This is a genomic window from Vibrio sp. 10N.286.51.E5 (assembly GCF_041469125.1).
In the GTDB taxonomy this organism is placed as follows: Bacteria; Pseudomonadota; Gammaproteobacteria; order Enterobacterales; family Vibrionaceae; genus Vibrio; species Vibrio crassostreae_C.
Genome location: NZ_JBFRJZ010000002.1, coordinates 41,143 through 57,684 on the forward strand (window position 1 = coordinate 41,143; position 16,542 = coordinate 57,684).

A 16,542-nucleotide genomic window follows, 5' to 3' on the forward strand; every position below is an offset into this window, starting at 1 on the left:
GGGACCATTATTCTGTGGTTCAAAGTAACGCCGTAAAGTACAAAACTCGTACGTGCTCCTGAACTCGTGGGCGCATAGTAGCGAGGCGATCCGAATTGATCCGTGAGAGAGATCGCACTAACTATTAACAAATCAGCGTAGGACGTAAATTGAATGACGTTTTCCACGCTAGGTCACATTTGTAACAACATATTTATCAGAAGGCAGTAAGGCATGACGACCACAAGCAGTGTTCAGGTAATTGCTCCACAGACACTCAATACCATGACGTTTCCACTTCATGGCGCGCGTTTAATTGAAGCATCGGCGGGTACTGGTAAAACATTTACTATCGCTGGCTTGTACTTACGCTTACTGCTCGGACACGGCACGGCAGCACCAACAGGAGAGCTTACAGAAGCTACCCGACATCATGAGCCACTTACCGTAGATCAAATTCTGGTCGTGACTTTTACCGAAGCGGCAACCGCAGAGCTGCGAGATCGTATCCGTGCACGAATCCATGATGCACGCATTGCGTTTGCTCGCGGGCAAAGTGATGACCCAGTGATTGCGCCTCTGTTGCAAGAGATCGAAGACCACGCAGGCGCTGCGAAAACACTGCTCAATGCCGAAAGGCAAATGGATGAAGCGGCGGTCTACACCATTCACGGCTTCTGTCAGCGTATGTTGACTCAAAATGCCTTCGAGTCTGGAAGCCGCTTTGATAATGAATTTGTGACCGATGAAAGTCACCTAAAAGCGCAAGTGGTTGCTGACTACTGGCGTAAGCAGTTTTACCCGCTGCCGACTCAACTGGCTGGTGAGGTTCGTAATATTTGGGGTTCACCGGCTGCGTTATTAGCAGACGTAAATCGTTATCTGACAGGATCTCCGCTGAAATTGACGGTAGATGCGATGTCGGGCGACCTGCAAACTCTGCACAACCAAAACCTAGATAAAGTGAAGCAACTTAAAGCGCTATGGTGTGAATCCGAAGCGGACTTTTTGGCTTTGATCTCTGCTTCGGATGTGAACAAACGTAGCTACACCAAGAAGTCTCTGCCGACATGGTTAGAAGCGGTGACAGCATGGGCGCAGAGCGACACTCATGATTATCAATATCCAGATAAGTTAGAGAAGTTCTCGCAAGCCACTCTCATTGAAAAAACACCGAAAGGCACTGCACCTCAGCATGCAGTTTTCGGAGCGATTGAGGATTTCTTAAATCACCCAGCTGATTTGAAAGCTCCGTTATTGGCGCATGCGATTACTCATTGTCGAACTATGCTCGTCAAGGCGAAACAGCAAAAGCAGTGGTTGTCGTTTGATGACCTACTGACCCAGTTATCTGCGTCGATCGATGTCGATGAGCAGTCACTGCTGGTGGAAAGGATTCGCACGCTCTACCCGGTGGCGATGATCGATGAATTTCAGGATACCGACCCACTGCAATACAGTATTTTTAGCCGAATCTATCTTGATAATCCGCAGTGCGGCTTATTTATGATCGGTGACCCAAAGCAGGCGATTTATGGCTTCCGTGGCGCAGATATCTTTACCTATATCAAGGCGAGAAACCAAGTTAGTGCTCACTACACCTTAGGCACTAACTGGCGCTCAAGTGCCGATATGGTCAGTGCAGTAAACCAAGTGTTTATGAATTCGGACAGCCCGTTTATCTACGATCAAGACATTCCATTTTTGCCCGTTGCTGCCAGTCCATCAGCCGACAAACGCCAATGGGTGATGAACGGAGAAACTCAGCACGCACTTACCTTTTGGCTGCAAGAGGCTGAAGATAAGCCATTGCCGAAAGGTGAATATCACAAGGCAATGGCAGAAGCGACAGCGAGTCAAATTCAAACTATTCTGACCGCTTCTCAAAATCAACAAGCCTATTTTGATAACGGCAAAAAACAACATGCCGTGAATGCGGGTGATATTGCTGTTTTGGTTCGAACCGGTAGTGAAGGTCGTCTGATTAAGAACGCGTTGTCGGAACAAGGCATTGCGAGCGTGTATTTATCCAACCGAGACAGTGTGTTCACCAGCTTGGTCGCACAAGATATTCAACGTTTGTTGCAGGCGGTGCTGACACCTGAAAATGACCGAGCATTACGCGCCAGTTTAGCGTCGGAGTTGTTTGCTCTGGATGCCGCATCATTGGATGAACTCAACAACGATGAAGTGGTGTGGGAAAACGTCGTTAACGAGTTTAGAGAATATCGTAAGTTGTGGCTTCAGCGCGGCGTGTTGCCAATGCTTCGCAGCGTGATCAGTAAACGACACCTCGCGGAACGCTTACTGGAAGAAGAAAATGGTGAGCGCTCACTCACTGATTTAATGCACATTGGCGAATTGTTGCAACAAGCAAGACAAGAACTCGACAGTGACTATGGCTTGTTGCGTTGGCTGGCTGAAGCAATCTCAGATGCACAAAATGGTTTAGGTGGCAGTGACGACGACATTCAACGCCTTGAATCAGAAAGAAACTTGGTTCAAATCGTTACCATTCATAAATCGAAAGGCTTGGAATATGACTTAGTATTTTTGCCGTTCGTTGCAAGCTATCGTGAAGCGAGTGAAGGTAAGTTCTACGACCATGACTCAGATACCACGGTACTTGATATTACGGGTAGCGACAGTGCCTTAGCTCAAGCCGACAAAGAGCGATTGGCGGAAGACTTACGTTTGATTTACGTGGCGCTGACTCGTGCTGTTTATGGATGTTTTATTGGCATGGCACCACTGCGTAAAGGGCGTTCAACCAAAGAGCCGACCGGCGTTCACTTGAGTGCCATGGGCTACTTGGTTCAAAACGGACAAGAGCAAGGCATCGCCGAGTTACATCAAGCTCTGTCAGCGATTGAGGGTAAGAATTCAAGCGTATTGCTGTCTGAAACACCAACCGCTCACGAGCAAGTGTTTGTACAAACCGAGCAAGTGAGCGAAGACTTACATGCGAGCGAACTCAAGGCTTCAATCGACCGGGCTTGGCGTATCACCAGTTACTCGGGGCTTGTAAAGCAAGGCAGTCACGGTGCGAGTCATGACGCGACCATTGAGGTGTCTGGCTTTGATATTGATTCGGCTGATGAGCAGGATGAGTCTGAGTTGATTGAGCCTGAACGCTCTATCTTTACGTTCCCTCGTGGTGCTCGCCCAGGTACTTTCTTACACACCTTGTTTGAGGAGGTTGAATTTACCGAGCCAGCAACCAGTGAACATAACACGCAAGTAATCACTCACTTATTAGAATCAGAGCAATACGAACTCGAGTGGCTACCTGTGCTTCAGCAACTGGTCGATACGGTACTGAACACCGCGTTGGATGGTAAGAGCTTAAAACTAAGTGAGAAAGACTCAACACAACGATTAGTTGAGATGGAGTTCTTACTGCCGATCGAAGTATTGGCTGCATCTGAACTGAATCAAACCATTCAATATCACGATCCATTGTCAGCCAAAGCGGGCGATCTAGGTTTCCAAACCGTGCAAGGTATGTTGAAAGGCTTCATCGATTTGGTGTTTGAGCACCAAGGTAAATACTATGTACTCGACTGGAAATCGAATCACTTAGGAGATGATGTTGCTGTCTACCATGGCGAGGCATTGAAATCGGCGATGGCCGACCATCGCTATGATTTGCAATATCAAATCTATGCATTGGCGTTGCACCGTTTCTTACGCAGCCGCGTTGCCAATTACAGCTACGAACAACATTTTGGTGGCGTGTACTACTTGTTCTTACGAGGAATGGACGGCCAATCTCAGCAAGGTATTTTCTCGGCGAAACCAACACTGGTTTTACTTGATGAAATGGATCAATTGATTGACGGTAAAGTGATAGACAGACGTTCGGCACAATTGAATGACGATGAAACTGGACAGATGGGGCTTTTATAATGACAACAACGACCACTAATACCGGCATAGATACTGCGAACACAGCAAAGCCAGTTTCACTTATTCCTGAGCAACTGATGGATGTACTCCAGTTTCTTGCGGATAAGGGTTCTATTCGTCAGTTGGATTATCAATTTGCCCGTTTTCTTGCTCAGCAAGCCACGAGCTACCCTCAAGAGATCGGCTTTCTCGCGGGGGTAGTGAGCCATGAATTAGGCAAAGGACACATTTGTACTCAGCTTATACAGCAGCATACGACAGGCCCTGAACTAGCGGCAGATCTTGCTCAGTTACTTGGGTTATACGGTGAAACTGCACTGCAATTGAACCAAAAACTGTTGGGTATTGATTGGGTGGCTGTGCTTCAATCATCAAACTTAGTGGGAACGACCAACGATTGTGTTAAGCCTCTAATGTTCGATGGGCAGCGTGTCTATTTACAGCGTTATTGGAACTACGAAGTTGTGTTGGCTGAGACCTTAAACCGTTTAAGTAAGCCGGTAGAGTTCAATACTGAGCAGAAAAAAGCGCTGACTGAAACGCTCAATCTGCTTTTTGCACGTAGCTATCATTTTCTGTTTAACGCCTTAGCCAGGGCTGAAGCAAATCAGCAGACGTCTCAGGTATTACGCCAACAATTGGTGTGTGACCATCTTGATATTGTGAATGAGCAAGCTTTAGATTGGGGATCAATCGACCAAGCGATTGTACAAGCTAAGCAGGTGACGGACTTAGATGTGTTGGACGACTTGGTGCCGTTATCGGCATGTTTGAACTGGCAAAAAGTCGCGGCAGCGGTGGCGCTGAGTCGTCGTTTTGCGGTGATTTCTGGTGGGCCGGGTACTGGTAAAACAACCACGGTAACCAAATTACTGTCGGCGATGGTCGAGCAATCTCTCAGCCAAGGTAAAACACCAACGATTAAGCTAGTGGCACCAACGGGTAAAGCGGCGGCGCGTTTAACCGAGTCGATCGGTAAAGCAATTGAACAGCTGCCATTAGCGCCTGAAGTGAAAGCCAACATACCGACCGAATCGAGCACCTTACACAGATTACTCGGCGCGATTCCTAACCGTGCTGAGTTTAGGCATAACCGACGCAATCCACTCCACCTTGATATCTTGGTAGTGGATGAAGCTTCAATGGTTGATCTGTCGATGATGTATAAGCTGGTGGATGCACTTCCTGAGCACGCAAGGCTCATCTTATTGGGTGATAAAGACCAACTCGCTTCAGTAGAGGCAGGTGCTGTGCTCGGTGATATCTGTTCATTCAACTCTGCAGGGTACAGCACAGCGCAAGGCAATTTGATTGCAGAGATGACAGGTTTTGATGCGATAGCTAAACCAAGACAAGACAAAGCTGGAGCGGTGAATCCGCCTGCGATTGCGGATAGCTTGTGTATGCTGCAGAAGAGTTATCGTTTCGATGCGCGCTCCGGTATCGGTCAGCTGGCAAAAGCAATCAATAATGGTTCTGCGAATCAAGTAGACCAAGTGTTTGCCAAAGGTTTTGGCGATATCGAAAACCACCCTCTGTCGAGTGACAGCTATAACCTGATGCTGCGTACTTTGGTTAACGAGTATGGTGCGTACCTCAATAGAATGAATGTGCCGTTGGAAGAGTTAGAAACTCAAGAAGCGAGAGCGAAATCGGTACTCGATTTGTTCAGCCAATGCCGACTGTTGTGTTCCATTCGTGAAGGGGATTTTGGTGTTAAAGGCCTCAACCACAGAATTGAAAGAGCACTGGCCGCAAGGCGTTTGGTGAGCCCTCATAATGATGAGCTGTGGTATCACGGACGTCCTGTTATGGTGACGCGAAATGATCATGGCTTGGGTTTGTACAATGGTGATATTGGTATCTGTATGCTTGAGGCGGGTTCTAGTCAACCTGACTTAACCCCTCGTTTGAAGGTCTATTTTGAGTTGCCCGATGGCAGCGTAAAAGCTGTGCTACCAAGCCGAGTGCCCGATCATGAAACGGCTTATGCAATGACAATACACAAATCTCAGGGTAGTGAATTTGATCTGACCTTAATGATCTTGCCGCCAGATTTCAGCCCTATTTTAACGCGGGAGCTTATCTATACAGGTATTACACGTGCGAAGAAACGACTGATGATGTTCAGCGATACAAATGTGTTGAAGCGTGGGATTAAGGTGAAAACAGAGCGAGTGAGTGGTTTAGGCAGTCGCTTAACGAATTAGTCGTTATGGACGGCTAGAGAAGGTTTTGAACTTAGGGCTAGATAAACACAAAGCAACCATCCTTGGTTGCTTTGAGCGTTATTAGGAATCAGAGCCTAAAAACGCTCGAGTAAACGATATGTGGTTTATCTTGTACTTTGCTTGGCAATTCAAAATAAACTCTTTTAGATTCTCGCTAACAGGGAACACGCAGTGTACGTCTAGCCCTTCTAAGAATTGGTTATCAGCCATATCCCAAAAACTTTGCAGCGAGTTACAAACAATGGTTCTCATATCAATATTGCTCTTTTTGCTGTTTATATTAACGAGCAGAGCTAATGTTAGCGTGCTGGCCGTCAACGGGTATAGCAATCCGTGCAGTGACCACCTCAATGAGTTCGACATGACTATCGAGAGGGCAATTCCAATAAAAACATTTGTTAAGATTATTAAAGCGTCTAAATTCTATACAATTATACGTGTGAGTGAAAGTGCATAGTTAATAAATCTCATATAGAAAACGATTACATTTGCAATTATTTTTCTGTCGAAGTGAGATTGTGCTCCAAAACTTTATTTATACGTTGAGCGCCAAGATCTTTGAGTTTCTCTGATAGTTGTATAACCCTTGTTTTTCCATCGGTAATTCATCAACCGCTATCTCGTAAAAACCCTGTTCACGGAACCAGTGAAGGCTGTGCGTAGTAAGGACAAAAATCTGGTCGATATCACGAGATTTTGATTGGTGACGCATGTAATCCAGCAACAATTGCCCACGGTTTCCATCGCGATAGTCAGGGTGAATCGCCACACACGCCATCTCTGCCATGTGATCTTCCGGATACGCATATAGTGCAGCGCAACCAATAATCAGTCCGTCTTTTTCGATAATCGTAAAGCGGTGAATCTCTTGTTCCAATTGTTCTCTTGAGCGACGAACGAGAATGCCTTGTTCTTCCAAAGGACGAATAAGGTCAAATATGCCACCAATATCGTCAATCTGAGCTTGTCTTACTTGCTCGGCACTAGCCATGACCACTTGGGTTCCAATACCGTCAAAAGAGAACAACTCTTGGATTAATGCGCCATCTACCTTGTAGCTGATTAGATGACAACGAGGCACACCAGCTCGACAAGCGGAGATCGCTCCTTTCAAGAAGCGCAGTGTTCCTGTGCTCATGTCTTCGGCAGGATTTTGAGATTCCGTTAATCGTTCTAGAATTTGCTTGGCATCTTTAGGGAAGAGTTCGGCGAGCACGTTACCGCGTTCATCTGTTACCCCTTGTTCGGAGCAGAAGCCAATCAGCTTGTCGGCCTTTAGACGAATAGCAACTTGGGTAGCGACCTCTTCAGAAAGTAGGTTAAAGCTTTCGCCTGTCACGGAGCTGGCAATAGGGCCAAGCAGTACAATTGAACCTTGGTCAAGCGTGCGATTGATCCCTTCGATATCGATTCGACGAATACGCCCGCTATGGCAATAATCCGTACCGTCATCCACGCCAAGCGGTTGAGCCGTAATGAAGTTACCACTCATAACATTGAGTTGAGTGCCTGCCATCGGCGTGTTGTTTAAGCTCATTGAGAGGCGTGCGGTGATGGCAAGTTGAAGCTGTCCAGCAGCCTGCATAGCGACGCCCAAAGAATATTCATCAGTGACCCTAATATTCTTGTGATAAGGCGTATGGCAATCTTGCTTGGCGAGCAATTGGTTGATCTGCGGTCTTGCCCCGTGAACGAGAACAATCTTTACTCCAAGGCTGTGGAGCAAGGCTATATCACTAATAATGTTACCAAAGTTCCTGTCGGCAACGGCTTCGCCTCCCAGCATAATGACCATGGTTTTGCCACGGTGAGCATTTACGTAAGGGGTTGATTGTCTGAAACCTTTTACTAGCGCTGTACTTCTTAATTTCACAGAACAAGTCCATTTTGTTTATTTATTCGATAATTTAGCATTTAAATTCAAATGTAAACAACACCTTTTTGGAATAAAGCGCAAACTATTCTTATCTAGGCTTCAATATATAAACTGTCTCAGTGTAGAATGCGCATAGCATCCTTATGAGTAGTCACCGAATGCAACAAGCTCCAGCAACAAAGAACAAAATCGATGAGATAACCAAAGGTCTCTACAGCGAAGCTGATCAGCGCAATCAATCTAAGTTGAAGCGTAAGATCATTGAACGCTGTTTAATGGTTCTAGCCTTAGTGGGTTCGTTTGCGGTGGTTTCTTTGTTCGGCGATGTGCTTTCCCGAGTGCAAAATGCGGCGACGCCCGACAATCTGATATACGGCACTTGGATAGAGCAAGATGTTGCACATTATGCGACCGATGAATTTGTACTAAATGCCAACGGTGTCTCAGTCGGTGGCTCTGTTATTTCGACTAACTTTGAGTTCGATGGTAACTACTTTGAATATAAGGCGGGGGATAAAACGTATCGCTTCCGCATGACCAATTCTGACAATACAGAAATGGTGCTCGATTCTGACAGTCACTACAATCCCATCTTCCGCCTTAAGGGCCATATCGATAACTCCGTCCGATAGGTTATCTTCTTGTAAACTCTTACAATCTAAGATTGTGTTATCTGACTGTTTTTGTCATCCTCGATGCATAGAATTTTTAGGATGACTCTTGTGATTAAAAAATGGCTTCCCCTTGTCGCTGCCTCTTTGTTATTTGGCTGTGCTCAACCCACTGATCTTGCTCAGCAACACCTTGATGACGAATTTCCTCGCACCTTGAATAAGGTCGATCAGGTTGAATCCAATAAACCAAGAGACTACACCGCATTTGCAGAACAAGCTGAGATGGTGGTTTCTAAATCCCCTTCGATGGCTAAAATCTATGAGCCGCTTTATCAACAACTCAATGAGTGGGCGATGCTGAGTGGAGATCCAAGCGAGCTAGCGAATTTTGGCGTTCAAACCGCTCAACTAGGTGGTGGTGATAAACAAGGCAATGTTTTGTTCACGGGCTACTTTTCTCCTGTGATGGAGCTGCGCCACGAAGCGAATGAAGAATACCGTTACCCTGTTTACGGGCTTCCTGAGTGTGGCAAAGAGTGTCCAACACGCGAAGAGATTTACAACGGCGCATTAGAAGGTCAAGGCCTTGAGCTAGGTTATTCAGCAAACCGCATCGACCCATTTATGATGGAAGTGCAGGGCAGTGGATTTGTGCACTTCGGTGATGATGACACGCTGCAGTATTTCGCCTACGCGGGTAAGAATAATAAAGCTTATGTGAGCATTGGCCGTGTTCTGATTGAACGAGGCTTAGTTCCACGCGAAAAAATGTCGCTAAAAGCAATCAAAGAGTGGGTATTGGCAAACGATCCTGAAGTAGTGAAAGAGCTGCTTGAGCAAAACCCTTCTTTCGTTTTCTTTGAAGCGAGAGACGACCTATCGGTAATGGGCAGCGCGGGCATTCCTCTATTACCGATGGCGGCGGTAGCGGGCGATCGCTCTATCTTACCTATGGGAACACCGATTCTTGCTGAGGTTCCACTACTGAATGCTGATGGTACTTGGAGCGGCGCTCATCAACTAAGACTGCTATTGGTTTTGGATACGGGCGGCGCGGTTAAGCAAAACCATTTGGACCTTTACCACGGCATGGGCCCTCGAGCGGGTACAGAAGCGGGCCATTACAAGCATTTTGGTCGTGTGTGGAAGCTCGGTTTAGATGGCAGCGCAACTGAAGCGCCTTGGGCTTTGCCTCCTGAAAAGGTTGAGTAAGCTACAATAAAATAGGGCATTGAAAGCGAATCGCTAATCCCCTAGACTTTTTATTCAAGAGTGCGTATAAAACGCACTCTTTTCTTTTTCTCAGAAATAAATTGGCGGCAACAATGCGTGAATTGACCACTCTAGCTTCAGAAAACTATGACCAACGATTTGGTGGCACCCGTCGCCTATATGGCAATAGTGAAGTCGACATACTTAGAGCAGCACACGTGTGTGTGATCGGTATTGGCGGTGTAGGTTCATGGGCGGTTGAAGCGCTTGCTCGTACTGGTTTAGGTGAGCTGACTTTGATCGATATGGATGATGTGTGTGTGACCAACATCAACCGTCAGATCCACGCAATGTCGGGTACCGTTGGTAAAAGCAAAATTGAAGTGATGGCAGAGCGCGTTAAGCTGATTAACCCTGAGTGTAAAGTTAACTTGGTTGACGACTTCATCGGCCCAGACAATCAGGCTGAATACCTATCGAAAGAGTTCGACTTTGTGTTAGATGCGATTGATAGCATGAAAGCTAAGGCTTCACTGTTGGCATATTGTCGTAGCAACAAAATTAAGGTGATCACCACCGGTGGTGCGGGTGGTCAAATCGATCCCACTCAAATCAAAGTGGCTGATCTGACTAAGACGATTCAAGATCCGCTAGCGAAGAAGCTAAAAGATACCCTTCGTCGTCATCATAACTTCCCTAAGAATCCAGCACGTAAGTTTGGTATCGATTGTGTGTTCTCAACTGAACAGCTGAAATACCCTCAAGCTGACGGCAGTGTATGTGCTGCGAAAGCGACAGCAGAAGGTCCAAAACGTATGGATTGTGCGACGGGTTTTGGTGCGGCAACAGTTGTAACGGCGACGTTTGGTTTTGTAGCTGTTTCGCGTATCGTTGAAAAGCTGATTCAAAAGCACGCTAAGTAACGTCTTTTACTCAATTAACAATCGACTGGATATTAAAATGACCACATTCCCAAGCTCTCCATTCGGCACTGAAATTACCAGTGATGATATCGTCGCGAAGATGCAGACATTCAGCGGCTGGGAAGACCGTTATCGCCAAGTGATTCAATGGGGTAAGAAACTGCCAACGATGCCTGATGAACTGAAAAGTGAGCAGGTGATTGTCTCTGGCTGTGAAAGCCAAGTGTGGTTGGTTTCTCAAAATATCGACGGTGTTTGGCACTTTTGTGCTGATTCTGATGCTCGTATTGTGCGCGGTCTGATTGCATTAGTGATGGCTGCGTATGATGGAAAAACATCAGAGCAGGTTCAAGCGTTCGATATTGATGGTTACTTTGAACAAATCGGTCTAATTACCCACCTTAGCCCATCTCGCGGTAATGGATTAAAAGCGATTGTTGCTCAAATCCAAGAGCTAAGTGCTTAACATCTCCTAGATACACAGAAGCAAAAGGGTTGACGTTAAACGCCAACCCTAAGTAATTTCGCTACTCGCTAAAGCATATCAACGGCTTTTTCTATCGCCGCTACGAGCTTTTCAACATCATCCATGTTGTTGTAAATACCAAATGAAATTCGAACCGTTCCTTTCACATTAAGTGCATCCATTAATGGGTGAGCACAATGATGCCCTGCACGTACCGCGATACCTTGCTGATCCAGTAGAGTCGCTATATCTTGATGGTGAACACCATCCATCACAAAAGTAATCACACTTGCGTTAGGTTGATAACCCAATACTTGAATATCATCCAGTTTACAGAGCGCAAGGTAGGTCTCGTTCTGTAGCTGGTGGATATGATTTTCGACATCTTGTTGTACAAAACCACTTAACCATTCTATTGCGGTGCTTAGTGCTATGGCTCCTGCCACATTTGGCGTGCCCGCTTCGAATTTGCCAGGCAGTTCTGAAAAAGTAGTGCCAGAGAAAGAGACGCGCTCGACCATTTTGCCACCACCATGCCAAGGTGGCATCGCTTCTAACAATTCAAGCTTGCCGTAAAGCACACCGATGCCCGCAGGGGCATAGAGCTTGTGTCCAGAGAATACGTAGAAATCCGCACCTAAAGCTGCAACATCAATAGGCTCATGGACGATGCCTTGCGCGCCATCGACCACAACAATCGCATTCATCTTGTGTGCTTTTTCTATGACAGCTTCAATTGGCTGACGAGAACCCGTTACGTTGGTTACCTGAGCTAATGCAACAATCTTGGTTCGTTCATTTAAAAGCGTATCAAACGCGACTAGGTCAAATTCGCAATCCGGTGTCATCGGTACTTTAACGACTTTAGCCCCGGTTTGTTCTGCCACAATTTGCCAAGGAACTATGTTAGCGTGATGCTCCATTTCACTCACTAAGATCTCATCGCCAGGCTGAAGAATACTTCTTGCGTAAGTTTGAGCAATTAAATTGAGCGCTTCGGTTGCACCGCGAGTCCAGATGATCTCTTTTGTAGAGCTTGCACCGATAAACTGAGCGACCTTATCTCTGGCAGCTTCAAACTGACTGGTCGCGTTCGCTGTTAAGCTATGGCTACCACGGTGCACATTGGCATTCTGCTTCGAGTAATATTGGCTAATGGCATCAATAACCACCTGAGGCTTCTGTGTCGTCGCCGCGCTGTCTAAGTAAATCAACGGTTGTTGATTGATGGTTTGGGATAGCGCAGGAAACTGCTCTCGGATGTGATTGATATCAAACATCTGTTCTTACCTAAATCTTGAAAGTGGGTGCTAGCATTATGCTGAGCGGTCTTGTTATTTTATCGCGACTTGTTAAGCGTTGCTGACGAATATTCATGATCCCAGCGCTTTTCTTGCTCTTTGACTTGAGCAAACAGCTTTTGGTTAACAGGAACCTTTATGCCGTGCTTAAGTGCTGTCTTGATTAGATGGCCGCTAATGAAGTCGACCTCTGTCTTACGCTGATAAAACATATCTTGCTGCATTGAAGAGTAGTTCTCTGCCGTCGCTAGGATGACGCGTTTGACGCTTGCTGCTAATTCATCGAATGAACAGGCGATCCCTTCTGCTTGCATCACTTCTGTCAGTTCTTGAACTATCGAACGCAACACCCCCTCAAATTGGTGATCAGCAAGTTCGCCATTCTTAATCTGCTTGAGCCCAGTGAGTGGATTTATGGCACAGTTAATCGCGAGCTTAGTCCAAAGCGCAGTTTTTATTTCAGGGTTCCAGCTTACCTCTGGCAGGGCATGGTTGAGGACATCAACTAAAAACGTGCATTGCTGACCGACTTGGTTAAAAGCACCCAATTGGGTGTGGCCTAACCCTGTATGAGATACATGATTACGGCTGGGTTTGAATGCGGCTTGAGTCGTGGTCGCCAATACAACGGGGTAACCATCGACTTGAGTAGCAATATTATCGACCGCGCCCATTCCATTGTGCATGAACATTAGAATGGTGTCTGGGTCGAGATGTTGGAGGAGCGGAGTGGTTGCGGTTTCGACTTGCCAAGCCTTGACGGTGAAGATAACCAGATCACTCGCGGCTAATCGTTCGATATTGTTGTTACTGATAGGGAGAGAGGGTTGTCCATCAAGTGATAGCTCAATGGAGTGGTCGGAAGAACGGCTCCACAAAGAGACATTATGACCAGCTTGAAGCAGTTTTATTGCCCATAAAGAGCCGATAGCACCAGGCCCTACAATCGTGATATTCACAGCAATACCGAGATAAGAAAATGATGCTGCAAGGATAACGAGGCCATAAATGAAAGCAATAAAAAATGGCACCGAGGGTGCCATTTAGGAAATTTTGTCAGAGGTTCGATTAGAACTTGTACGTCGCTGCAAAGTAGTGAGCTGCGCCAGACGTAGAGAAGCGACCATTTTCAGGAGCTGCATTATCGAAATAAGCTCCGTCTTGTAGGCCATAAACATTGCTGTAAAGTTTTAGACCATAACCTACTGCGTAGTTCTTGTAGTGCCAGTAAATACCATTGTACATTGCACCGCCGTGACCTGATAGGTTATCAGCAGTATCGTCCATACCGAATTCGTAATCTAGGTAGCCTTGGTATGAGATGAAAGAACCGTTTTCAAAGTTAATAAATGGTTTAAACCAGTTAGTCGAGATCTGGTAACCATTCCACTCATGCGATGTTAGTTCGTGGCGTGCATATAGGTTGAATTGCATTTTGCCAAACCAAGGCACCATGATGTCAGAACCGATACCCCATTTAGTAGTATAGCCATTATCACCACCATCAATGATGTTTTCGCTGGCAATGTAGAGCTCTTGTAGCGGACCAAAAGATAAATCAACACCTGTCGCTGCATCCAGTGACATACGTGGGTTAAACTTCATAAACAGACGGTCAGCACCATCTTTAGCGCTCGTTGAGTTATTTGTTGGGTTAAATAGATCAACGTAGCCATAAAGATCGAAAATTCCAGAACGACCGCCAAATTCCATTTCTAGGTAAGTGTGGTCGATATCTCCTGGCTTTTCATCAAGCACATGCATGATATTAAACTGCATCCATGAATAGTCGTTACTACGAACACCCTCTGAATAATCAGCTGCGATTGCAGGAGCTGAAGTTGCAGCAAGTAGACCAAGAGTTAAAAGTGATTTACGCATAATGGAACTCTCTATGTTTAAAATAAGTGACCCGCTAATCCGTGCGTGTTTGTGTGTCCGAATGCCGAGCATCATAGCGATTTTGTTCTCAAATAAAAGTGAGACAGAGTGAAAATTGCAATTATTAAAGTGAGATCGATCACACTAATGATCTAAATGATGGAACTTTACGGTGGCAATGCATCCTGATGCACCTCTAATTCTATTGATTTTGTGAAATTCGATTATTTTGTGGATAAATAGGTGGAATACTGCGCTAAGCAAACGATTCTACTAATTAGAGTGATATGCATATCAAAATCAACAGTATTCTTTTCTAAGCGTTTTCTCTTAAAAAATGACTCATTCAAACCACCTCTTAACCTCGTCTTTGATCTATTTTTGACCAACAGCGTAGTGGAGTTGGAATCAATTGATGGACAACTCATGTGATGACTGCCTAGGGATTTGAACCTAGCTACTTTTTGAATCACGGAGAATTAAAGACAGTTCACTGCACTAGATTTTGAAATACTTTTTAAAGATTAGTTATTGGACTAATCATTTGTGTGACGAACTGGTCTAACTTTTTTGGAGAGAAGACCGATGAAATATTCACCTATACTCGCTGTAGCGATATCAGCCCTTTTCATTGTTGGGTGTGATGATGACGACGAACCAACAACTCAACTGCAAGCTGTACATGCATCGCCAGATGCTCCGTTGGCTAATGTGTTAGTCAATAGTCAGGCTCGTTGGAGCGGTGTCGATTATGCTCAAGCATCCGGATATGCCTCAGTAGATCAAGGACAGACAACCCTGCAAGTCGATGTCCGCCTCCCAGGTGACGCAGTAGCGACTGTGATTCCGCCAAGCCAATTCGATTTGAGCGGTGATCTAGATTACACCGTAATGGTGGTCGGCGATGCTGATGGTTCGAATAACCCGGTTGAGGCTTTAGTTGTTACAAGGCCTGCTGAGGGAACGGCAACGAGTTCAAGCTTAGATGTGCAAGTTGTTCACGCGGCAACAGGGGTTGGGGATGTGAACTTATACGTAACGGCACCGAATGATCCATTGGGCGCTCCGCTTGGCACTCTCGGTTATAAAGACTTTACTGACGTACTCAATATTCCAGCAGGGCAATACCGAGTGAGATTAGAAACCGTGAGCGGTAGTGCTATTGCTTTTGACTCTGGAGAAATCACTCTTTCTGGCGGTAGCGAGCTAACGATTGCGGCGGTGCCAAGAGCTGATTCAAACAGTGCATCTCCGGTGAAGTTGATGGTGATGGATGGTCAGGGTTCATCTTTAATCTACGATATGGCAGAAAAGGCAGAAGTGAGAGTGGGGCATTTGGTTGATGGTGCGCCGGATGTCGACCCATTTGTCAACGGTTCTGCATTTGCTCCACTTGCTGATTTAATGTTTAAAGAGATCCGTGGATTCTTAGATTTAGCAGCAGGGACTTATGATATTGACATCTTTGCCGATGGCACAACGACCAATGCATTGATTGATGCTGACGGGGTGGCTGTATTTGCCGGAATGGATTACAGCATTTATGCCGTGGGTACGGTAAGTCCACTCAATTTGGAAGCACTCGTTGTTCCTGAAAGTCGACGCCCAGTTGCAACCAGTGCGGTGTTAAATATTACTCATGCGGCGGCAAACCCAGTCGCAGCATCTGTTGATATCTACTTGACTGAGAACGTGGGAATCTCTGGTAGCACTCCGGCACTAAGTGATGTGAAGTTCAAAGATTACGCGAATGGTATTTATGTTGCAGCGGGATCTTACTACGTGACAATTACTGTCGCAGGAGACCCAACTACTGTTGCCATTGACTCTGCGCCTGCAACTTTGGCTGACGGTGTTGTTTATCAAGTCGTCGCGATTGATGATTCGATGGGAACAGGCTTTAACTTAATCGTAAGTGATACAACAGATTAGCGTTTAAGTCTCTGCTGGCAGAAAGTAAAAGAGGGTAGCACTGGGCTACCCTCTTCTCTTTGTGCGCCGAGCATGGCGTTGATCTAGGAGGTGAAAGTCCTCTACGGGCTCAGTCGAGCGAGAACCGTTAGCCTATGCAAGGGTGTTCACCGTGAGGTGAAATCTGAAGGAAGCAAATGGCAAAACTTGGTTGTGACGAACAGAAATCTGATAGTAGG

At 46.0% G+C, this 16,542-nt stretch carries 12 protein-coding genes; 7 read left to right on the forward strand and 5 right to left on the reverse strand.

Going from position 1 to position 16,542, the window contains the following annotated elements; all coding sequences use genetic code 11:
• The first annotated feature begins 213 nt into the window (after nucleotides 1-213).
• Both recB and recD read left to right on the forward strand, forming a co-directional pair.
• Nucleotides 214-3,888 (forward strand): exodeoxyribonuclease V subunit beta, encoded by a 3,675-nt coding sequence (gene recB, locus AB4161_RS00270; RefSeq protein WP_372082515.1) that lies wholly within the window; start codon nucleotides 214-216, stop codon nucleotides 3,886-3,888.
• Complete coding sequence (gene recD, locus AB4161_RS00275) at nucleotides 3,888-6,098, forward strand: exodeoxyribonuclease V subunit alpha (RefSeq protein ID WP_017064195.1); 2,211 nt, start codon at nucleotides 3,888-3,890, stop codon at nucleotides 6,096-6,098. The genes recB and recD overlap by 1 nt, the downstream gene beginning before the upstream one ends.
• Nucleotides 6,099-6,179: 81 nt before the next feature.
• Here recD and AB4161_RS00280 read toward each other — a convergent pair whose 3' ends face one another.
• Together AB4161_RS00280 and argA are read right to left on the reverse strand one after the other, a co-directional pair.
• Nucleotides 6,180-6,371 (reverse strand): hypothetical protein, encoded by a 192-nt coding sequence (locus tag AB4161_RS00280; protein WP_046224581.1) that lies wholly within the window; start codon nucleotides 6,369-6,371, stop codon nucleotides 6,180-6,182.
• Nucleotides 6,372-6,654: 283 nt separating this feature from the next.
• Nucleotides 6,655-7,992 (reverse strand): amino-acid N-acetyltransferase, encoded by a 1,338-nt coding sequence (argA, locus tag AB4161_RS00285; RefSeq protein ID WP_017065782.1) that lies wholly within the window; start codon nucleotides 7,990-7,992, stop codon nucleotides 6,655-6,657.
• A 161-nt stretch (nucleotides 7,993-8,153) separates the two neighbouring features.
• On the opposite strand from argA, the gene AB4161_RS00290 reads away from it, so the two are divergent.
• From AB4161_RS00290 to csdE, 4 genes are all read left to right on the forward strand, one after another.
• Entirely contained in the window at nucleotides 8,154-8,627 is a 474-nt protein-coding gene (locus AB4161_RS00290) for a DUF2850 domain-containing protein (RefSeq protein ID WP_372082521.1), read from the forward strand.
• Between the two features lie 81 nt (nucleotides 8,628-8,708).
• On the forward strand, nucleotides 8,709-9,821 hold the full coding sequence (mltA, locus tag AB4161_RS00295; RefSeq protein ID WP_017059898.1) for a murein transglycosylase A: 1,113 nt from the start codon (nucleotides 8,709-8,711) through the stop codon (nucleotides 9,819-9,821).
• A gap of 113 nt (nucleotides 9,822-9,934) precedes the next feature.
• On the forward strand, nucleotides 9,935-10,744 hold the full coding sequence (gene tcdA, locus AB4161_RS00300; RefSeq protein WP_372082517.1) for a tRNA cyclic N6-threonylcarbamoyladenosine(37) synthase TcdA: 810 nt from the start codon (nucleotides 9,935-9,937) through the stop codon (nucleotides 10,742-10,744).
• Nucleotides 10,745-10,781: 37 nt separating this feature from the next.
• Entirely contained in the window at nucleotides 10,782-11,210 is a 429-nt protein-coding gene (gene csdE / locus AB4161_RS00305; RefSeq protein ID WP_017059900.1) for a cysteine desulfurase sulfur acceptor subunit CsdE, read from the forward strand.
• Nucleotides 11,211-11,278: 68 nt separating this feature from the next.
• Here csdE and csdA read toward each other — a convergent pair whose 3' ends face one another.
• The 3 genes from csdA to AB4161_RS00320 all read right to left on the reverse strand — a co-directional run bounded on the left by csdA (nucleotide 11,279) and on the right by AB4161_RS00320 (nucleotide 14,464).
• Entirely contained in the window at nucleotides 11,279-12,490 is a 1,212-nt protein-coding gene (gene csdA / locus AB4161_RS00310; protein ID WP_372082518.1) for a cysteine desulfurase CsdA, read from the reverse strand.
• A 59-nt stretch (nucleotides 12,491-12,549) separates the two neighbouring features.
• Entirely contained in the window at nucleotides 12,550-13,470 is a 921-nt protein-coding gene (gene panE / locus AB4161_RS00315; RefSeq protein WP_372082522.1) for a 2-dehydropantoate 2-reductase, read from the reverse strand.
• A 109-nt stretch (nucleotides 13,471-13,579) separates the two neighbouring features.
• Nucleotides 13,580-14,464 (reverse strand): outer membrane protein OmpK, encoded by an 885-nt coding sequence (locus AB4161_RS00320; RefSeq protein WP_372082524.1) that lies wholly within the window; start codon nucleotides 14,462-14,464, stop codon nucleotides 13,580-13,582.
• A 513-nt stretch (nucleotides 14,465-14,977) separates the two neighbouring features.
• Here AB4161_RS00320 and AB4161_RS00325 point away from each other — a divergent pair.
• Nucleotides 14,978-16,324 (forward strand): DUF4397 domain-containing protein, encoded by a 1,347-nt coding sequence (locus AB4161_RS00325; RefSeq protein WP_372082520.1) that lies wholly within the window; start codon nucleotides 14,978-14,980, stop codon nucleotides 16,322-16,324.
• Nucleotides 16,325-16,542 lie beyond the last annotated feature (218 nt).